Genomic DNA, 18,183 nt, shown 5'->3' with positions numbered 1-18,183 from the left:
TATCCGCTCATGAGACAATAACCCTGATAAATGCTTCAATAATATTGAAAAAGGAAGAGTATGAGTATTCAACATTTCCGTGTCGCCCTTATTCCCTTTTTGCGGCATTTTGCCTTCCTGTTTTTGCTCACCCAGAAACGCTGGTGAAAGTAAAAGATGCTGAAGATCAGTTGGGTGCACGAGTGGGTTACATCGAACTGGATCTCAACAGCGGTAAGATCCTTGAGAGTTTTCGCCCCGAAGAACGTTTTCCAATGATGAGCACTTTTAAAGTTCTGCTATGTGGTGCGGTATTATCCCGTGTTGACGCCGGGCAAGAGCAACTCGGTCGCCGCATACACTATTCTCAGAATGACTTGGTTGAGTACTCACCAGTCACAGAAAAGCATCTTACGGATGGCATGACAGTAAGAGAATTATGCAGTGCTGCCATAACCATGAGTGATAACACTGCTGCCAACTTACTTCTGACAACGATCGGAGGACCGAAGGAGCTAACCGCTTTTTTGCACAACATGGGGGATCATGTAACTCGCCTTGATCGTTGGGAACCGGAGCTGAATGAAGCCATACCAAACGACGAGCGTGACACCACGATGCCTGCAGCAATGGCAACAACGTTGCGCAAACTATTAACTGGCGAACTACTTACTCTAGCTTCCCGGCAACAATTAATAGACTGGATGGAGGCGGATAAAGTTGCAGGACCACTTCTGCGCTCGGCCCTTCCGGCTGGCTGGTTTATTGCTGATAAATCTGGAGCCGGTGAGCGTGGGTCTCGCGGTATCATTGCAGCACTGGGGCCAGATGGTAAGCCCTCCCGTATCGTAGTTATCTACACGACGGGGAGTCAGGCAACTATGGATGAACGAAATAGACAGATCGCTGAGATAGGTGCCTCACTGATTAAGCATTGGTAACTGTCAGACCAAGTTTACTCATATATACTTTAGATTGATTTAAAACTTCATTTTTAATTTAAAAGGATCTAGGTGAAGATCCTTTTTGATAATCTCATGACCAAAATCCCTTAACGTGAGTTTTCGTTCCACTGAGCGTCAGACCCCGAAAACGATTTAGGAGACACCGATGAACATCAACGATGCCCTCACCTCCATCCTGGCCTCAAAAAAATACCGCGCCCTTTGCCCGGATACCGTGCGGCGCATCCTGACTGAGGAATGGGGGCGGCATAAATCCCCCAAACAGACCGTAGAGGCTGCACGCACCCGGCTGCATGGAATTTGCGGGGCATATGTCACCCCGGAATCGCTCAAGGCTGCTGCCGCCGCGCTTTCTGCGGGCGATGTAAAAAAGGCATTGTCGCTGCATGCCTCCACCAAGGAGCGACTGGCCGAGCTGGATACCCTGTACGATTTTATCTTTTCAGCCGAAACTCCCCGCCGCGTGCTGGATATCGCCTGCGGTCTTAACCCCTTGGCGCTATACGAGCGCGGCATTGCATCCGTGTGGGGCTGTGATATCCACCAGGGATTGGGGGATGTCATCACCCCCTTTGCTAGGGAAAAAGATTGGGATTTTACCTTTGCCCTGCAGGATGTGCTGTGTGCGCCGCCCGCCGAAGCCGGCGACCTGGCGCTGATTTTTAAGCTTTTGCCCCTGCTGGAGCGGGAGCAGGCCGGTTCTGCCATGGCACTTTTACAATCCCTCAATACCCCGCGCATGGCTGTCAGCTTTCCCACGCGTAGTTTAGGCGGGCGTGGAAAAGGCATGGAGGCGAACTACGCCGCATGGTTCGAGGGCGGCTTGCCCGCCGAGTTTGAGATTGAGGATAAAAAGACCATCGGAACAGAACTTATATACTTGATAAAAAAGAATGGATAAGCCAATCAGAAGGCAAATCATCTAAAAAAGAGGAACGAAAAATATTTTTCGTTCCTCTTTTGTTCTATCGAACAAGCACACTACGACTGCTGTTTTTGAAGCAGCCTTTTATAGCTCAGCTCGATGCCCAACGCCCCCAGCGGCGCTGTAAGTATAATGGCAAGAACCGCCACCGCAAGTATGGTTTCCCCACTGCCAAGCCCCATCGCCAGCGGAATAGCGCCGATTGCAGCCTGCACCGTTGCCTTGGGCAGATAGGCAATCATGCAGAACAGGCGCTCCTTCCGGGATAGGTCTGTACCCAGCGTACTCATCCACACGCCCAGCATGCGAAACAGCAGCGCAGCTGTGATCAGCAGCATGCCGCTTAGCCCGGCGGAGAAAAGGTAACGGATGTTGACCGTTGCACCCACCAGCACAAACAGCCAGATTTCTGCCGCCACCCAAAGCTTTGAAAATTTGCCGGATATACGCTTTGCAACCGGGGCGTTGGTTTTTAAAAGGGTGACGCCCATCCCCATCACCGCCAGCAATCCGGAAAATAGCGCCCTTTCGCCCAGGGTTTTCTCCAACGCAACCAGCGCAAAGGATGCGCCCAGCAGCAGGAGCACCTTGATCGTATCACGCATATGTACCCGCTTAAAAAGGGCTGCCGGCCGGCAAGGTGCTGTGCACGGATCTGCCCTGGCAGGGCATCAACGAAGACCAGAACCTGGGCATCGCCATCACCCGCCGTGCGCTGGAAGCCCCGCTGCGCGCCATCGTGGCCAACGCCGGTGAAGAACCGAGCGTGATCGTGGCCAACGTCAAGGCCGGCGAAGGCAGCTACGGCTACAACGCCGCCACCGGCGAGTTCGGCGACATGATCGCCATGGGCATCCTGGACCCGACCAAGGTGACCCGCTCGGCCCTGCAGCACGCCGCTTCCGTCGCCGGCCTTGCGATCACGACCGAAGTGGTCGTGGCCGAAGTGCCGAAGAAGGAAGAGCCGGCCATGCCGGGTGCTGGCGGTATGGGCGGCATGGGCGGCATGGATTTCTGATCCGGTTGGCCCGGTCGTCAGGGAACCGGACCGCGCCAGCGCGGTCCGATCCCGGCAACGACCCGACATCAAGGCCCCAAGGACGGGGCCGGAGCCCGGCAGCGATGCCGGGCTTTTTGTTGTGCCCGCGCCGCGGCAATGTCTGACGCGAAGATCAGAACGCACCGATACGAACGTGCGAACACAGGCGCAACACTGAGCAGCCGTCCCCGCACCGGAGCGCTGCGTGCCGCGCCTCGCCACATCCCGGCGGCAAGCCGCGGGATGCGCGCCACTGCCGTCCGCCCACACCGGTTCGCGGTACGCGCGCCACGCGCCCGAGCGCACGCTGCTGTACGCGTTGGTAGAGGCGCACTACCCGGACTTCATTGCACGGATCGAAGCGGAGGGCCGCTCGCTGCCCGGGTATGTCCGCGAGGCGTTCGATGCCTACCTGCGTTGCGGCGTACTCGAGCACGGCTTCCTGCGGGTGGTGTGCGAGCACTGCCGTGCAGAGAGGCTGGTGGCCTTCTCCTGCAAGAAGCGCGGGTTCTGCCCGAGTTGCGGCGCGCGACGCATGGCCGAGAGTGCGCGGCACCTGGTCGAGGAGGTGTTCGGCCCGCGGCCTGTGCGGCAATGGGTGCTGAGCTTTCCGTACCCCTTGCGTTTCCTGTTCGCCAGCAAGCCAGAAGCCATTGGCCCGGTGCTGGGCATCGTGCAGCGCGTGATCGCCGGCTGGTTGGCCGATCAAGCCGGCATCGACCGCGCCAGCGCCCAGTGCGGCGCGGTGACGCTGATCCAGCGTTTCGGCAGCGCGCTGAACCTGAACATCCACTTCCACATGCTGTGGCTCGACGGCGTGTACGTGGAAGCCACCGAGCTGCCGCGGCGCGAACTGCGCCTGCACCGCGCCCGTGCGCCCACCACCGCGCAGTTGACCCAGCTGGCAGCTACCATCGCGCACCGGGTGTGTCGGCACCTGACGCGCAAAGGCTGGCTCGAAGGGGAGGGCGAATCGGCCTTCCTGGCAGACAGCGCTGCAGGCGACGACAGCATGGATGGGCTGCGGATGAGTTCGATCACCTACCGCATCGCCACCGGCCGCGACGCTGGCTGCAAGGTCGTCACGCTGCAAACGCTGCCCGGTGACGCCGGTTCGCTGGAGGGCGAAGCCGGCAAGGTCGGCGGCTTCTCACTGCATGCCGGCGTGGCGGCCGAAGCACACGAAAGCCACAAGCGGGAAAAGCTGTGCCGCTACATCACGCGCCCGGCGATCAGCGAGAAGCGGCTGTCGATAGCGCTCCAGGGCAGGGTGCGTTACCAGCTCAAGACCCCGTGGCGCAATGGCACCACGCATGTGGAATGGGATCCGGTGGATTTCATCGCCAAGCTGGCGGCGCTGGTCCCGCCACCTCGCGCGCATCTCACCCGCTTCCACGGCGTATTCGCCCCGAATGCAAACCTGCGTGCGCAGCTGACGCCCTCGGGGCGCGGCAAGCGGCCTGCGGGCGATGCGGCGCCAGTGGACGTCAGCGCCCACGACGCGCCGCGCAGCCCCGAGGAGAAGCGCCGTGCGATGAGCTGGGCGCAACGGCTCAAGCGGGTCTTTTCCATCGACGTCACCGCCTGCGTCCACTGCGGTGGCACCGTGCGGATCGTCGCCAGCATCGAGGAACCCACCGCCATCCGCGCCATCCTCGCCCACTTCGAGAAGCACGGCGCGCGGGAAGAAGCGCACTACAGGCCCGCAGCGCGCGCGCCGCCAGTGCAAGCCGCGTGACGATCTGCCGGCTGCACAGCCGACGGCGAAACCGGAATCCGAGCCGATGCGGTCACGATCCGCAGGGCGGCGCTCGGCCCGCTGTCGGGAATCAGCGAAGCATGGCTGCTGACAACGCCGCTGCGTGGCCCCGCGATGCCGAAATCCCACTCACAGACGTCCGATCCGTGCCCAAAACGGGGCTTGCGCGACCGCCGCCTACCCAGCAGACTGCCCGAAAAGGGCGTTTGAACTTCCTATACGCAACCCCTCGCGCATGTCGCACCGCCGCCTGAAAGAGACCATCGGCGTGCGCTACAACGATTTCGGCGTGGTCGAGCCCATCGTCGCCGACATCCGCGCCATGCTGGCCACGCACGACGGCATCGACACCACGCAGACGCTGATCGTGAACTTCAACGCGTTCGGGCCGAGCTCGCTGGACATCATGGTCTACACCTTCACCAAGACCACGGTGTGGGTCACCTTCCACGAGATCAAGCAGGATGTGCTGCTGCGCATCGGGCGCATCGTCGAGTCGCATGGCGCCGAGATCGCGTTTCCGACGCAGACCGTCTACCTCGCGCAGCCAGAAGAGCCGCCTGAGGCCATGCGACCTGCAGCCGCCCCGCCAGCAGCGCGCTGAATCCAGCGCGGTCCGGACGCGAGCGGGTCAACCAGATGCGAGCGCTGGGCGCTTGCGCAGCAGGCGCGCCACCAGCCCAGCGGCCACCAGCACCAGCACCGCGCCGGCCCAGGCCGTGGCCTGCAGCGCATCGGTGAAGCCCGCGCGTGCGGCCGCCAGCAAGGCCGCGCCCTGCCACGCCGGCAGGGTGTCGGCCAGGTGCACGGCGCCCCCGAGCGAGGCACCGGCCGCCTGCAGCGCATCGGCCGGCAGGCCGGGCAGCGCCGCGCTGGTCAGCGCCTGCCGGTAGACCACCAGGCCGACGCTGCCGAACAGCGCGATGCCCAGCGCGCCGCTGAATTCGGACACCGTCTCCGACAAGGCCGAGGCCGCGCCCGCGCGCTCGGACGGCGCGCTGGTGATGATGATCTCGTTGCCGATGGTGAACACCGGCGCCAGGCCCAGGCCCATGACGATCGTGGCCGGCACCAGCCACCACAGGCCCTGCCCCAGCCCCAGCACGGCGAAGCCGAACGCCGCTGCCGACAGGCCCACGACGAGGATGCGCGCCGCCGGCCAGCGCGCCGCGAGCTGCGGCGACAACAGCGAACCGATGACGAAGCACAGGGACCAGGGCAGCGTGGCCAGCCCGGCCTGCAGCGGCGACAGCCCCAGCACGAGCTGCAGGTACTGCGTCATGAAGATGTAGACGCCGAACATGGCCAGCGCGGCCAGCGCATACGCCGCCAGCGCCGCGCGGAACGGCGCGTGCGCGAACAGCCGCAGGTCCAGCAGCGGGTAGGCGATGTGGCCCTGGCGGCGCAGGAACAGCGCCCCGACCGCCAGCCCGGCCAGCAGCGCAGCCATCGAGGCGAGGCCCGCTCCATGCTCGGCCAACTGCTTGAGCCCGTAGATCGTCAGCAGCACCGCCGCCAGCGACAGCAGCACGCTGGCCAGGTCCAGGTGCCCCGCGTCCGGATCACGATACTCGGGCAGGAAGCGAGGGCCGAGCGCCAGCGTCAGCAGCATCACCGGCACGTTGAGCCAGAACACGGCGCCCCAGTGGAAGAACTCCAGCAACACGCCGCCGACCAGCGGACCGATCGCGCTGCCCAGCGAAAACGCGGCGATCCACACGCCGATGGCGAACTGGCGCTGGCGCGGGTCGTGGAACATGTTGCGGACCAGCGCCATGGTGGACGGCGCGATGGTGGCGCCGGCCAGGCCGAGCAAGGCGCGCGCCGCGATCAACAGCGCGGCGGTATCGGCCAGCGCCGCGAGCACCGAGGCGAATGCGAAGAACGCCGCGCCGATCAACAACAGCCGGCGCCGGCCGATGCGGTCGCCCAGCGTGCCCATGGTGATCAGGAAGCCGGCGACGAAGAAGCCGTAGATGTCCAGGATCCAGAGAAGCTGGGCGCTGGAGGGCTGCAGTTCACGGCTGAGCACCGGCAGCGCCAGGTTCAGCACCGTGAGGTCCATGGCGTAGACCAGGCACGGCAGGGCGACCACGGCCAGGCCGATCCATTCGCGGCGGGTGGCCTTCCGACGATCCGCTGCGGTGTCGTGGAGCGTGGCGGACATACTCAAAACTTCCGGGACAAGAATGCTTTAACGACGAAGGCAACGCGCGCATTTCGACATGCCGTCGATGGCAACACCCATCCGCATTCAGGCGCGCGTGACACGCATGCCTGTTGCCCGTCGCACATCAGGGGGCACGGTCGTAGCCGGCCAGCAGCTGAAGTACTGACCTCATTTTTTCCTTCATTCATTTCAAACCTCTTTTTAATGTTTTAGGTTATCGCCAGCTCGGCAACTTGATACTCTGGTGAAGCCCAACTTTGTTTTAGGGCGACTGCCCTGCTGCGTAACATCGTTGCTGCTCCATAACATCAAACATCGACCCACGGCGTAACGCGCTTGCTGCTTGGATGCCCGAGGCATAGACTGTACAAAAAAACAGTCATAACAAGCCATGAAAACCGCCACTGCGCCGTTACCACCGCTGCGTTCGGTCAAGGTTCTGGACCAGTTGCGTGAGCGCATACGCTACTTGCATTACAGCTTACCAACCGAACAGGCTTATGTCCACTGGGTTCGTGCCTTCATCCGTTTCCACGGTGTGCGTCACCCGGCAACCTTGGGCAGCAGCGAAGTCGAGGCATTTCTGTCCTGGCTGGCGAACGAGCGCAAGGTTTCGGTCTCCACGCATCGTCAGGCATTGGCGGCCTTGCTGTTCTTCTACGGCAAGGTGCTGTGCACGGATCTGCCCTGGCTTCAGGAGATCGGAAGACCTCGGCCGTCGCGGCGCTTGCCGGTGGTGCTGACCCCGGATGAAGTGGTTCGCATCCTCGGTTTTCTGGAAGGCGAGCATCGTTTGTTCGCCCAGCTTCTGTATGGAACGGGCATGCGGATCAGTGAGGGTTTGCAACTGCGGGTCAAGGATCTGGATTTCGATCACGGCACGATCATCGTGCGGGAGGGCAAGGGCTCCAAGGATCGGGCCTTGATGTTACCCGAGAGCTTGGCACCCAGCCTGCGCGAGCAGCTGTCGCGTGCACGGGCATGGTGGCTGAAGGACCAGGCCGAGGGCCGCAGCGGCGTTGCGCTTCCCGACGCCCTTGAGCGGAAGTATCCGCGCGCCGGGCATTCCTGGCCGTGGTTCTGGGTTTTTGCGCAGCACACGCATTCGACCGATCCACGGAGCGGTGTCGTGCGTCGCCATCACATGTATGACCAGACCTTTCAGCGCGCCTTCAAACGTGCCGTAGAACAAGCAGGCATCACGAAGCCCGCCACACCGCACACCCTCCGCCACTCGTTCGCGACGGCCTTGCTCCGCAGCGGTTACGACATTCGAACCGTGCAGGATCTGCTCGGCCATTCCGACGTCTCTACGACGATGATTTACACGCATGTGCTGAAAGTTGGCGGTGCCGGAGTGCGCTCACCGCTTGATGCGCTGCCGCCCCTCACTAGTGAGAGGTAGGGCAGCGCAAGTCAATCCTGGCGGATTCACTACCCCTGCGCGAAGGCCATCGGTGCCGCATCGAACGGCCGGTTGCGGAAAGTCCTCCCTGCGTCCGCTGATGGCCGGCAGCAGCCCGTCGTTGCCTGATGGATCCAACCCCTCCGCTGCTATAGTGCAGTCGGCTTCTGACGTTCAGTGCAGCCGTCTTCTGAAAACGACAATGGAGGTGGTAGCCGAGGGTGTGGAAACACCCGACTGCCTTGCGTGGTTGCGGCAGGCGGGTTGCGACACGGTGCAGGGTTTCCTGTTCGCCAGGCCGATGCCGGCGGCGGCCTTCGTCGGCTTCGTCAACCAATGGAGGAACACCACCATGAACGCCAATGAACCGAGCACCAGTTGCTGCGTGTGCTGCAAGGAAATCCCGCTCGATGCCGCCTTCACGCCGGAAGGGGCCGAGTACGTGGAGCATTTCTGCGGGCTGGAGTGCTATCAGCGCTTCCAGGCGCGGGCCAGCACTGCGACCGAAACCAGCGTCAAACCGGACGCTTGTGATTCGCCGCCGTCAGGTTGAGGCATACCCTAACTTGATGTCAGGCAGGGCCGCGCCGCTTCGTCAGAATAGAGTCTGCTTTCCCATTTTTTGACACATGCCCGCGAAGGTTATAGATTTCAGCCTGACAGAAATGGGCTTTGAGGCACAACGGAACAGAAAGTGCACTTAAGCCGCCTTCAACCAAGGAGACATCGTGCAGGGGCACCGCATCGGCTACGTCCGGGTCAGCAGCTTTGACCAGAACCCGGAACGCCAGCTGGAACAAACCCAGGTGAGCAAGGTGTTCACCGACAAGGCATCGGGCAAGGACACCCAGCGCCCCCAGCTCGAAGCGCTGCTGAGCTTCGTCCGCGAAGGCGATACAGTGGTGGTGCACAGCATGGATCGGCTGGCCCGCAACCTCGATGACCTGCGTCGCTTGGTACAGAAGCTGACTCAGCGCGGCGTGCGCATCGAGTTCCTGAAGGAGGGCCTGGTGTTCACTGGCGAGGACTCGCCGATGGCCAACCTGATGCTGTCGGTGATGGGGGCCTTCGCTGAGTTCGAGCGCGCCCTGATCCGCGAGCGGCAGCGTGAGGGCATCGCCTTGGCCAAGCAGCGTGGCGCGTACCGGGGCCGCAAGAAAGCCCTGTCCGATGAGCAGGCTGCTACCCTGCGGCAGCGAGCGACGGCCGGCGAGCCCAAGGCGCAGCTTGCCCGCGAGTTCAACATCAGCCGGGAAACCCTCTACCAGTACCTCCGCACGGACGACTGACACATGCCGCGTCGCTTGATCCTCTCGGCCACGGAGCGGGACACCCTGCTTGCGCTGCCGGAAAGCCAGGATGACCTGATCCGCTACTACACCTTCAACGACTCCGACCTGTCGCTGATCCGCCAGCGACGCGGCGACGCCAACCGCCTCGGCTTCGCCGTGCAGCTCTGCCTGCTGCGCTACCCCGGTTACGCGCTGGGAACCGACAGCGAGCTGCCCGAGCCGGTCATCCTGTGGGTGGCGAAGCAAGTCCAGGCCGAGCCGGCGAGCTGGGCAAAGTACGGCGAGCGCGACGTGACCCGTCGCGAGCATGCCCAGGAACTGCGCACCTACCTGCAACTGGCCCCGTTCGGCCTGTCCGACTTCCGCGCCCTGGTGCGCGAGCTAACCGAGCTGGCCCAGCAGACCGACAAAGGCTTGCTGCTGGCCGGTCAGGCCCTGGAGAGCCTACGGCAGAAACGACGCATCCTGCCGGCGCTGAGCGTGATTGACCGGGCCTGCTCGGAAGCCATTGCGCGAGCCAATCGGCGGGTCTACCGCGCCCTGGTCGAACCACTCACGGACTCGCATCGGGCCAAGCTGGACGAGCTGTTGAAGCTCAAGGCCGGCAGCAGCATCACCTGGTTGACCTGGCTGCGCCAGGCACCGCTGAAACCCAACTCTCGGCACATGCTGGAACACATCGAGCGGCTGAAGACATTTCAGTTGGTGGACTTGCCCGAAGGCCTGGGCCGGCACATCCACCAGAACCGCCTGCTCAAGCTGGCCCGCGAGGGTGGGCAGATGACGCCCAAAGACCTCGGTAAGTTCGAGCCGCAGCGCCGCTACGCGACCCTGGCCGCCGTGGTGCTGGAGAGCACCGCGACCGTGATCGATGAGCTGGTCGATCTGCATGACCGCATCCTGGTCAAGCTGTTCAGCGGCGCGAAGCACAAGCATCAGCAGCAGTTCCAGAAGCAGGGCAAGGCGATCAACGACAAGGTGCGCCTGTACTCCAGGATCGGCCAGGCGCTGCTGGAAGCGAAGGAAAGCGGCAGCGACCCCTATGCCGCCATCGAGGCGGTGATTCCCTGGGACGAGTTCACCGAGAGCGTCAGCGAGGCCGAGCTGCTGGCCCGGCCGGAAGGCTTCGACCACCTGCACCTGGTCGGCGAGAACTTCGCCACCCTGCGCCGTTACACGCCGGCCTTGCTGGAGGTGCTGGAACTGCGCGCCGCGCCGGCCGCGCAAGGCGTGCTGGCAGCCGTGCAGACCCTGCGTGAGATGAACGCCGACAACCTGCGCAAGGTGCCGGCCGATGCACCCACGGCCTTCATCAAGCCGCGCTGGAAGCCGCTGGTGATCACCCCGGAAGGCCTCGACCGGAAATTCTACGAAATCTGCGCCCTGTCCGAGCTGAAGAACGCCCTGCGCTCCGGCGACATCTGGGTCAAGGGCTCGCGGCAGTTCCGCGACTTCGACGACTACCTGCTGCCGGCCGAGAAGTTCGCCGCACTCAAGCGCGAGCAGGCCCTGCCCCTGGCGATCAACCCGAACAGCGACCAGTACCTGGAAGAGCGTTTGCAGCTGCTGGACGAGCAGTTGGCCACCGTCACCCGCCTGGCCAAGGACAACGAGCTGCCCGATGCCATCCTCACCGAGTCAGGGCTGAAAATCACCCCGCTGGATGCGGCGGTGCCGGATCGGGCGCAGGCGCTGATCGACCAAACCAGCCAGTTACTGCCGCGCATCAAGATCACCGAACTGCTGATGGACGTGGACGACTGGACGGGCTTCAGCCGCCACTTCACCCACTTGAAGGACGGGGCCGAGGCCAAAGACAGGACGTTGCTGCTGTCCGCAATCCTCGGTGATGCGATCAACCTCGGGCTGACCAAGATGGCCGAGTCGAGCCCCGGCCTGACCTACGCCAAGCTGTCCTGGCTGCAAGCCTGGCACATCCGCGACGAAACCTATTCGGCGGCCTTGGCCGAGCTGGTCAACCACCAGTATCGCCACGCCTTTGCCGCCCACTGGGGCGACGGCACGACCTCATCCTCCGATGGCCAGCGCTTCCGCGCGGGTGGCCGGGGCGAGAGCACCGGGCACGTCAACCCGAAGTACGGTAGCGAGCCGGGACGGCTGTTCTATACCCATATCTCCGACCAGTACGCGCCGTTCAGCACCCGCGTGGTGAATGTCGGCGTCCGCGATTCCACCTATGTGCTCGACGGCCTGCTGTACCACGAGTCCGACCTGCGGATCGAGGAGCACTACACCGACACGGCCGGCTTCACCGATCACGTCTTTGCCCTGATGCACCTGCTAGGCTTCCGCTTCGCGCCGCGCATCCGCGACCTCGGCGAAACCAAGCTGTACGTGCCGCAGGGCGTGCAAGCCTACCCGACGTTGCGCCCGCTGATCGGCGGCACCCTGAACATCAAGCACGTGCGTGCCCACTGGGACGACATCCTGCGCCTGGCCAGCTCGATCAAGCAGGGCACCGTCACCGCCTCGCTGATGCTGCGCAAGCTCGGCAGCTACCCGCGCCAGAACGGACTGGCCGTGGCCCTGCGCGAGCTGGGCCGGATCGAGCGCACGCTGTTCATCCTGGACTGGCTGCAAAGTGTTGAACTGCGCCGCCGCGTGCATGCCGGCCTGAACAAAGGTGAGGCGCGCAACTCGCTGGCCAGGGCGGTGTTCTTCAACCGCCTTGGGGAAATCAGGGATCGGAGCTTCGAGCAGCAGCGCTACCGGGCCAGCGGCCTCAACCTGGTGACGGCGGCTATCGTGCTGTGGAACACGGTGTACCTGGAACGCGCCACCCAGGGGTTGGTCGAGGCCGGCAAGCCGGTGGACGGCGAGCTGCTGCAATTCCTGTCGCCGCTGGGCTGGGAGCACATCAACCTAACCGGCGATTACGTCTGGCGGCAGAGCCGCAGACTGGAAGACGGGAAGTTTCGGCCCTTACGGATGCCCGGAAAACCTTAGCGTACGATTTTTTCCGAATTCTGCGGGCTCCCCAGGATAATCGCGAAAATATACTACGGCAGAGGCTTAACGTCAGTATTTCTACTGCTGAGCATAAGCTGTGGTCACGAATGCCGCCAGGCGGCATGGAGGCGCCAGCAGGTGGTAAACAGAATACTGATGGTGAGTGGCGCCGGGACCCGGCGTAGCCGGAAATGCTGCTTCAATATTCGGGTTAAGAATGCCGAGCAGCGCGCAGGCATTCCGGGAATGCGCCAGAGGCGCATAGAGGCGCCCTCAGAAGTTGACCAGAGCACGGTTGTTAATGGCGCCGTAGCCCGGCGCAGCCGGTTACGCTGTTGATAGGTTCCACCAATCCATCCCTTCGCCCTGCTAAGCCATAACCCGCTTATAGCTATGATGTGGTTTCATTAAGCCCTTTTAACTCCGGTGAGCGGGCTGTACGGCGCTTGCGACGTACAGCGCGTGATTTCCGGAGCCGTGGCGCCGGCAAGGCCGGTGCCCGGGGGCTGTATTGAGAACCTGCCGCGATGTTACTGGCAGCCACTCAAATGTTTAGTTACATCATCCAGCATTAAAAGCGATGTTGTTCCGGGCCTTTGGCCCGGGGCGGCCTCGCTTTTCAGTGCCGGGAGGGGCTGGATGGTGGGTTTTTGCTCTGATTATGCTGTTCAAAATTCTGGATGTTGTAACTATTTGCACTGAAGGGGCCCGGCGCTGTGCGACGGGAGGTACTTCTGGTGTTTCCGAACCGGCGCGGACGTAAGTCCGCTGCAAGGGCGGGCCTTATATCATTTACTCACAGTGTTTCAGAGGATAAAGGATCTCCCTGCAGGCTTGCGATGCAGGGGATTAATAAAGGGGGGTTAGATTATTTTCCGGGTTTGCTGATATCTGTTTGTGAAAAGCTTTACTTATTTGTTTGCGGAAATGTGTGGATAACTCAGTCCTGTCGTCAATATGAACGCTCCTGCGACCGTAAAAATGGGAGAACACAGGGGGATGATGAAGAAAAAGCGATGGACTGCCGAAAAATGGGCGAACGGAACCAGCACCACAAGCCCCGTAAGGGGCTGGCGACAGAAAATTAACGGGGGCTGATATCGCTAGTGTGGTGGTGGGGCCGCCAGCGAAAGCTCCAGCTGGTACAGATTCTGGATAGCCATCAGCTCAAGACGCTCAGACGTACACCAGTATGCCTCATCAGGTGGCAGGGTTTTCATGATATGCCGCGACATCTCGTGAATCTGGCGGTCCGGGGGAAGCTTTGCCAGACGGTTGGCACGTTTACGCGCCGCGCCTTTCTCCCGACGGTACTTCAGTGCTTCCAGGCTGCGCTGCAGGTACCAGCGTTTTCTGGCCGCGTGGACAGAAATATCTTCATCTTCCCCCAGAATACCTTCCTCGATGAGCCGGCGACGTTCTTCACTCTCACGCAGCCGCTTCATCTGCTGTTCCTGTAGCTTCATCAGGTCCACGCCCAACATCTGCCAGCCGGTAGTGGTTATCCAGACGTATTTGGGCAGTCGCTTACGGGATTCCCGGTCCCAACTGGTTTCTTCTGATACACCCAGCGTACCAAAGCGCACCTGCTCAGAAATCAGGCAGGAAAGACGGGATACGGTGACTTCCGTTTCAGGTATGACACTCCCTTTTGCATCCTTTGGGCTGAGTTCTCTGGCCAGCCTGGATACACACATGCCCACAGTATGTTTGCCGGCATCGCAGAAACTGATTAGCACCGGCCACAGGGCATCGAGCAGTCGTTGTTTTTCCGGACGAAAGGCGTACTTACGCCCGGCACGCTGCCGTTCGCGGACATAAAAAGGGTGCAAAGACATATGCATACGCAGGCTGTACTGGCCCGTCACCGGATCTTTCTTCACCAGACGGTTATAGGCATGGCCAAGCTGCCCCCCCAGCGCTTTATAGTGCGCAGGACGGAACCAGGACGGATTTTCGCATTTGGGTTTGGTGGAGTGTTCGCCACGGCGACGACGTGTACGCTTCTTCTCAGGAGTTACCAGAAAAGAGGATGTGTCACCACCATCGACACCTTCCCAGAAACGGATCTGGTCTTCGGTCGACAGCTGACTCCAGTGTTGCGGATTGTGCCTTTCAGTCACCCCTTCCTGCGCTTATGTTGCACGGAAGGAGCAAATGGCACAGAAACAGGTATTGCAGTTTTCTGAGCATAAAACTATACTCCCCGTACAGAGCAACAGCTTCTGTACGGTTTAGTTAGGGCCCCGATAATCTTCATAGTCGCCAAACTTGAGAAAGATTATCGGGGTTTTTGCTTTTCTGGTCCCGGGTAGACACCATATCAGAACCAGTTCCCTGCCACCTTACGGCGTGGCCAGCCAAAAATATCTTTAGACGATCAGTAATCTAGCACTGGATCACCAGAGACTCAAGAAAGTTAATCCGTAACGTTGTTTCTGCACTCCAGAACGGCATCTTGTATCAATTTCTCTATCATCGCAGACTGAGTCATACCGTTAGCTGCACACAGTTGCTCCAAATCGGCCTTAAGAGATTTTTCTACATATACACGCATTTCTTTGTGCGTTTCTTTCAATTTCGCCACATGAGACTGCTGTCTCTGTAATGGAGAAAGTGGATTACCTTTCCTGTAAGCACGTTTAGATTTCGCTGAGGAAGTATCTACATTAGTGGCTTGCGACATCTCTGCCTCCTCAAGGATCAAACTTGGATCGTTTGCAGAGAATACTACAGATTCCTGAAATCAGCGACTTACTTTATCAACGTAACCTGTGTTGGCGCACGGTTTACGTTTCAGGATCGTTTATTGAAATGTCAGTACGTCTGTTTCCAGTCCGTTCCCTGCGCCCAACGGGATGCCCAGTGATCCAGGTATTTCTGCGCGACTACCGGGTCATCCCACACCACAAGCACGTTTTCTGAATTCGAACGGTCTGCTGCACGGGAATAATTAAACGATCCCACTTCGGTGTGGCGGCCGTCGCTGACGATCACTTTGTCGTGCAGAATTTTGTACGCACTGACGGTACGAACCGGAATGCCGGCACCGACCAGCAGGTTCATTGCCGCCCTGCTGGCGTTGTTGTTTTTGCCGGTATTGGCTTTCCAGTCCAGTACCACTTTCACATCAACACCACGGCGTTTTGCGCTAATAAGAGCGCTGACCACCTCCCGAGAGGTGAAGGAATAGCCCATCAGGCGGATTTCCTGCTGTGATCTCTCAATTGTCTTAAGAACCAGCTGCAGAGCCGTACCTTCCGGAGAAAAACCAGTTTCAATGGTGGCGGCGTAAGTAATTGGGACTGGTGCACACATTGCCAGACCAAGCAGGCCGGGCAGAACCCATCGACGCAAAGATATTTTGTGAGTTATTTGCATGGTATTTCCTTCACTGGATTTACTCAGAAACGCCGGAATCGGGGGAAACTCGCTTTTCCCCGATTGCCGGGGTTGGACAACGACGCAGTGCGGCGGCGTCAGCCATTTTTGATATGACGGAACCAGTAGCAGGCAGGTCCGTCGCCGGTATCATGGACAGAACCCAGAAACCAGCCCTCTCCGGGAGGAGGTGTCAGCTCCCACGTTGACGCATCCGGTGGTCCGTCATCCCAGGCAGCACAGTATGCGTCCGTTGCTTCATCGCGCATGGTCATCACAAAACACTCCAGCTTCTGTACCCGCAACCACCACATCAGTTGTGGCGTGGTCTGGCAGCAACTCCGGATTAACGCCGGATGCTCCCAGTACCCGAATTCGTCACGGTTTATATCCACAGGGACAATCATTTGGCTTTATCCTCCAACCATTCCGGATAACCATTGACGCTGTCGCAGCGCAGCGTTTTCTTGTCGACCGTAATGACGTAGCCCGGCGAGTACTGTTTTTCACCGTCGCTGCAACGTCTGTCTTCTTTCAGGCTGTTTGACCTGATGACCTCCGCCAGAATCTGGCGCAACAGCACGTTAGTCGTTACCTGTTCCCCCTGCGGACTCAGATACTCAGGTTGTGGAGTGCTGCCGAATGGCGGGCCCACATATTGAGTCTTTGGAGTACTGTCGAATCCGGCAAATGCCAGACCGCCAGACATCAGCAATGCGACAGCAGCTGAGAGAATGATTGTCTTGTTTTTCATGATGATTTCCTTTCAGTCGTGAATTTTTGAGCAAAGAGACTGACTTTCTGGTAAGACAGCCAGATAAGGGGTGGCCCTGACATCAGCGCGCAGGTTTTAAGACTGGCCCCTTCCGCCTGGAAGCTGCGTAAAGACAGATATCCCGTCAGGCAGACAAGAATCGCGACACAAATCAGGACGCCATATTTAAGAACGCGCATACATACTCCTTTGTTTATGTGGGAAATCGGAAACTGACATCAGCGCAGACTGACCAGCAGCGCGATAAGTATCAGATGGAGGGCGTAACCCGGCGCAAACCAGCGTCCGGCCTGCAGACGTCGTCCGGAAGCCGGTACCAGCCCGTGAACACAGAACAGCACCGTCAGCGTCAGAATCACGCCGGAAAGCATCATCACATCCCCGTGACGGGCGTTAAGCAGGGCAACCAGCAGCAGCCAGATGGCAAACAGGGCGGGCCGCAGCGTGTCCCGGACCTGCCAGACCAGCAGCGCCCCGGCGAGCATCAGCAGACCGGATATGCCGTAGCTGGCAGAACTGAGCGGCAGATACCCCACCAGGGCCGCGAAGGCGGCAATGCCACTGAGTACAGTCGTGTTCTGCAGGAACCGGGTCATCTGCATAACCACCGCAAAAGTGAACAGGATATTGAGTTGCCACCAGACCAGTCCCGCGTCCCGGAAGGCCAGCCAGTAACCTGGCTGGGCCAGGAGCGCCATCAGCCACAGACGGTTCAGGCTTCGTTGCCTGAGGGTTTTACCTGTCAGGTTGCACCCGCTGACCAGTGCAAACAGGGGGAATGCACAGCGCCCGGCCATATTCAGCAGCGGCAGGTCAGCCTGAAAGGCGGTGGCGAGGTGGTCCCCCACCATCGCCATGAACGCGACCATCCGGATAACATCGCGCTGCAGGCCGGAGAGGGTCAGGACCGGTCTGATGTGATGTACGGCAACGGGTTCCGGATTCATGCGGTCCCCTCCGGACGCTGTGCACACAGATGCGCCCTGACGCGCTCCGCCAGCTGCTGTTCGTCATCACCCCGCAGCAGCGGGATACCCGCCTGCTTCAGTACTTCCTCCAGCAACAGGTCCCGCCGCTGGCGCTTCGGTGCCTGATGGGTACGGTCGTCCAGCTCCACCGCTGCCACGATACGCCCGTCACGGTCCGTGATAACCACATCGCAGTGCCACTGTGAGACCAGACGGAACAGCTGCCACCATTCCCGGCTGCCGGACTTCCGGTCGGGGGCCACGCGGACGATATCGGCCACACGAACCTGCGGACACAGACGCCACTGGCGGGAATCGGTCACCCTGTCGAGGCGACGCAGAAAGCGCTGTTCCCGCACCGTCATCAGACGTCCGGCACTGACAAACGACGGCCTGCCACACAGCAGCTGCTCCGCCGTCCCCGGACGCATTCCCCGTGCACGCAGTGCCTGCAACAGGGGATGGCTGGCCCGACCAGCCTGCCGGAGCAGCACCACAAAACCAGCCAGCAGAATGACAATAATAACAATCGCAATAACCATACTTTTTATCTCC

General features: G+C 60.6%; 18 protein-coding genes and 4 pseudogenes. 11 read left to right on the top strand and 11 right to left on the bottom strand.

Annotation, left to right across the window (positions count from 1 at the left end; translation table 11 throughout):
* Window positions 1–60: 60 nt before the first annotated feature.
* A pseudogene (gene blaTEM, locus NMD08_RS27625) lies at window positions 61–920 on the top strand (TEM family class A beta-lactamase).
* A gap of 169 nt (window positions 921–1,089) precedes the next feature.
* Entirely contained in the window at window positions 1,090–1,845 is a 756-nt protein-coding gene (locus NMD08_RS27620; RefSeq protein WP_012372818.1) for a 16S rRNA (guanine(1405)-N(7))-methyltransferase RmtB1, read from the top strand.
* 80 nt (window positions 1,846–1,925) lie between these two features.
* Here NMD08_RS27620 and NMD08_RS27615 read toward each other — a convergent pair whose 3' ends face one another.
* Entirely contained in the window at window positions 1,926–2,474 is a 549-nt protein-coding gene (locus NMD08_RS27615) for a cation:proton antiporter (protein WP_014342204.1), read from the bottom strand.
* A 59-nt stretch (window positions 2,475–2,533) separates the two neighbouring features.
* Between NMD08_RS27615 and NMD08_RS27610 the strand changes: the two are divergent.
* The 3 genes and pseudogenes from NMD08_RS27610 to NMD08_RS27600 form a co-directional block, all read left to right on the top strand.
* Window positions 2,534–2,887 (top strand): annotated as a pseudogene (locus NMD08_RS27610) (TCP-1/cpn60 chaperonin family protein); the annotation flags it as partial.
* Window positions 2,888–3,161: 274 nt separating this feature from the next.
* Window positions 3,162–4,646: an IS91 family transposase gene (locus NMD08_RS27605; RefSeq protein WP_015389030.1), complete on the top strand. Its 1,485-nt coding sequence runs from the start codon at window positions 3,162–3,164 to the stop codon at window positions 4,644–4,646.
* Between the two features lie 256 nt (window positions 4,647–4,902).
* Window positions 4,903–5,271: a mechanosensitive ion channel domain-containing protein gene (locus NMD08_RS27600; RefSeq protein WP_001470701.1), complete on the top strand. Its 369-nt coding sequence runs from the start codon at window positions 4,903–4,905 to the stop codon at window positions 5,269–5,271.
* Window positions 5,272–5,298: 27 nt separating this feature from the next.
* On the opposite strand, the gene NMD08_RS27595 is transcribed toward NMD08_RS27600, so the two are convergent.
* A complete protein-coding gene (locus tag NMD08_RS27595; protein WP_012372821.1) occupies window positions 5,299–6,834 on the bottom strand; it encodes a fluoroquinolone efflux MFS transporter QepA1 in 1,536 nt (511 codons plus the stop codon).
* A gap of 394 nt (window positions 6,835–7,228) precedes the next feature.
* Between NMD08_RS27595 and intI1 the strand changes: the two genes are divergently transcribed.
* The 5 genes and pseudogenes from intI1 to NMD08_RS27570 all read left to right on the top strand — a co-directional run bounded on the left by intI1 (window position 7,229) and on the right by NMD08_RS27570 (window position 13,592).
* Window positions 7,229–8,242, top strand: coding sequence for a class 1 integron integrase IntI1 (intI1, locus tag NMD08_RS27590; protein ID WP_000845039.1), 1,014 nt, complete (start codon window positions 7,229–7,231; stop codon window positions 8,240–8,242).
* 202 nt (window positions 8,243–8,444) lie between these two features.
* Window positions 8,445–8,795: pseudogene (locus NMD08_RS27585) on the top strand (DUF3330 domain-containing protein); the annotation flags it as partial.
* Window positions 8,796–8,970: 175 nt separating this feature from the next.
* A complete protein-coding gene (locus NMD08_RS27580) occupies window positions 8,971–9,531 on the top strand; it encodes a recombinase family protein (protein WP_001161490.1) in 561 nt (186 codons plus the stop codon).
* A gap of 3 nt (window positions 9,532–9,534) precedes the next feature.
* Window positions 9,535–12,501, top strand: coding sequence for a Tn3-like element TnAs1 family transposase (locus tag NMD08_RS27575; RefSeq protein ID WP_001138014.1), 2,967 nt, complete (start codon window positions 9,535–9,537; stop codon window positions 12,499–12,501).
* A gap of 842 nt (window positions 12,502–13,343) precedes the next feature.
* The gene (locus tag NMD08_RS27570; protein WP_101701150.1) at window positions 13,344–13,592 is read left to right on the top strand and encodes a hypothetical protein; all 249 of its coding nucleotides are present in this window, start codon (window positions 13,344–13,346) and stop codon (window positions 13,590–13,592) included.
* A gap of 15 nt (window positions 13,593–13,607) precedes the next feature.
* On the opposite strand, the gene repA (NMD08_RS27565) is transcribed toward NMD08_RS27570, so the two are convergent.
* Together repA (NMD08_RS27565) and tap are read right to left on the bottom strand one after the other, a co-directional pair.
* Window positions 13,608–14,627, bottom strand: a complete 1,020-nt coding sequence (gene repA / locus NMD08_RS27565) for a plasmid replication initiator RepA (protein WP_101701151.1) — start codon at window positions 14,625–14,627, stop codon at window positions 13,608–13,610.
* Window positions 14,620–14,697: a RepA leader peptide Tap gene (gene tap, locus NMD08_RS27560; protein WP_072058405.1), complete on the bottom strand. Its 78-nt coding sequence runs from the start codon at window positions 14,695–14,697 to the stop codon at window positions 14,620–14,622. Before tap ends, repA (NMD08_RS27565) begins: the two co-directional genes overlap by 8 nt.
* A gap of 78 nt (window positions 14,698–14,775) precedes the next feature.
* Here tap and NMD08_RS27555 point away from each other — a divergent pair.
* Window positions 14,776–14,891, top strand: a pseudogene (locus NMD08_RS27555) (replication protein RepA).
* Window positions 14,892–14,923: 32 nt separating this feature from the next.
* On the opposite strand, the gene repA (NMD08_RS27550) reads toward NMD08_RS27555, so the two are convergent.
* The 7 genes from repA (NMD08_RS27550) to NMD08_RS27520 form a co-directional block, all read right to left on the bottom strand.
* Window positions 14,924–15,190 carry a replication regulatory protein RepA gene (gene repA / locus NMD08_RS27550; RefSeq protein ID WP_080073012.1) on the bottom strand — a complete coding sequence of 89 codons (267 nt, stop codon included), beginning with the start codon at window positions 15,188–15,190 and terminating at the stop codon, window positions 14,924–14,926.
* Window positions 15,191–15,321: 131 nt separating this feature from the next.
* Window positions 15,322–15,885 (bottom strand): phospholipase D family protein, encoded by a 564-nt coding sequence (locus NMD08_RS27545; protein ID WP_256434890.1) that lies wholly within the window; start codon window positions 15,883–15,885, stop codon window positions 15,322–15,324.
* Window positions 15,886–15,983: 98 nt separating this feature from the next.
* Window positions 15,984–16,292: a hypothetical protein gene (locus tag NMD08_RS27540; RefSeq protein ID WP_256434889.1), complete on the bottom strand. Its 309-nt coding sequence runs from the start codon at window positions 16,290–16,292 to the stop codon at window positions 15,984–15,986.
* Window positions 16,289–16,639 carry a hypothetical protein gene (locus NMD08_RS27535; RefSeq protein ID WP_256434888.1) on the bottom strand — a complete coding sequence of 117 codons (351 nt, stop codon included), beginning with the start codon at window positions 16,637–16,639 and terminating at the stop codon, window positions 16,289–16,291. Before NMD08_RS27535 ends, NMD08_RS27540 begins: the two co-directional genes overlap by 4 nt.
* Window positions 16,636–16,839: a hypothetical protein gene (locus NMD08_RS27530; RefSeq protein ID WP_256434887.1), complete on the bottom strand. Its 204-nt coding sequence runs from the start codon at window positions 16,837–16,839 to the stop codon at window positions 16,636–16,638. The genes NMD08_RS27535 and NMD08_RS27530 overlap by 4 nt, the downstream gene beginning before the upstream one ends.
* A gap of 39 nt (window positions 16,840–16,878) precedes the next feature.
* Window positions 16,879–17,607, bottom strand: coding sequence for a type-F conjugative transfer system pilin acetylase TraX (traX, locus tag NMD08_RS27525; RefSeq protein ID WP_101701157.1), 729 nt, complete (start codon window positions 17,605–17,607; stop codon window positions 16,879–16,881).
* Window positions 17,604–18,170: a DUF2726 domain-containing protein gene (locus NMD08_RS27520; RefSeq protein ID WP_101701158.1), complete on the bottom strand. Its 567-nt coding sequence runs from the start codon at window positions 18,168–18,170 to the stop codon at window positions 17,604–17,606. Before NMD08_RS27520 ends, traX begins: the two co-directional genes overlap by 4 nt.
* Between the last annotated feature and the right edge of the window lie 13 nt (window positions 18,171–18,183).

This window comes from Citrobacter meridianamericanus, from assembly GCF_041320245.1.
Lineage (GTDB): Bacteria > Pseudomonadota > Gammaproteobacteria > Enterobacterales > Enterobacteriaceae > Citrobacter > Citrobacter meridianamericanus.
This window is presented reverse-complemented; position numbering and strand designations above follow the sequence as displayed.

Excerpts from the sequence above, each read along its gene's own strand:
- NMD08_RS27600 (WP_001470701.1), top strand. The coding sequence starts at position 4,903 with ATGTCGCACCGCCGCCTGAAAGAGACCATCGGCGTGCGCTACAACGAT.
- NMD08_RS27540 (WP_256434889.1), bottom strand. The coding sequence starts at position 16,292 with ATGATTGTCCCTGTGGATATAAACCGTGACGAATTCGGGTACTGGGAG.
- repA (WP_080073012.1), bottom strand. The coding sequence starts at position 15,190 with ATGTCGCAAGCCACTAATGTAGATACTTCCTCAGCGAAATCTAAACGT.
- NMD08_RS27620 (WP_012372818.1), top strand. The coding sequence starts at position 1,090 with ATGAACATCAACGATGCCCTCACCTCCATCCTGGCCTCAAAAAAATAC.
- NMD08_RS27545 (WP_256434890.1), bottom strand. The coding sequence starts at position 15,885 with ATGCAAATAACTCACAAAATATCTTTGCGTCGATGGGTTCTGCCCGGC.
- NMD08_RS27570 (WP_101701150.1), top strand. The coding sequence starts at position 13,344 with ATGCAGGGGATTAATAAAGGGGGGTTAGATTATTTTCCGGGTTTGCTG.
- NMD08_RS27535 (WP_256434888.1), bottom strand. The coding sequence starts at position 16,639 with ATGAAAAACAAGACAATCATTCTCTCAGCTGCTGTCGCATTGCTGATG.
- NMD08_RS27520 (WP_101701158.1), bottom strand. The coding sequence starts at position 18,170 with ATGGTTATTGCGATTGTTATTATTGTCATTCTGCTGGCTGGTTTTGTG.
- NMD08_RS27595 (WP_012372821.1), bottom strand. The coding sequence starts at position 6,834 with ATGTCCGCCACGCTCCACGACACCGCAGCGGATCGTCGGAAGGCCACC.
- tap (WP_072058405.1), bottom strand. The coding sequence starts at position 14,697 with ATGCTCAGAAAACTGCAATACCTGTTTCTGTGCCATTTGCTCCTTCCG.
- intI1 (WP_000845039.1), top strand. The coding sequence starts at position 7,229 with ATGAAAACCGCCACTGCGCCGTTACCACCGCTGCGTTCGGTCAAGGTT.
- NMD08_RS27615 (WP_014342204.1), bottom strand. The coding sequence starts at position 2,474 with ATGCGTGATACGATCAAGGTGCTCCTGCTGCTGGGCGCATCCTTTGCG.
- traX (WP_101701157.1), bottom strand. The coding sequence starts at position 17,607 with ATGAATCCGGAACCCGTTGCCGTACATCACATCAGACCGGTCCTGACC.
- NMD08_RS27530 (WP_256434887.1), bottom strand. The coding sequence starts at position 16,839 with ATGCGCGTTCTTAAATATGGCGTCCTGATTTGTGTCGCGATTCTTGTC.
- NMD08_RS27575 (WP_001138014.1), top strand. The coding sequence starts at position 9,535 with ATGCCGCGTCGCTTGATCCTCTCGGCCACGGAGCGGGACACCCTGCTT.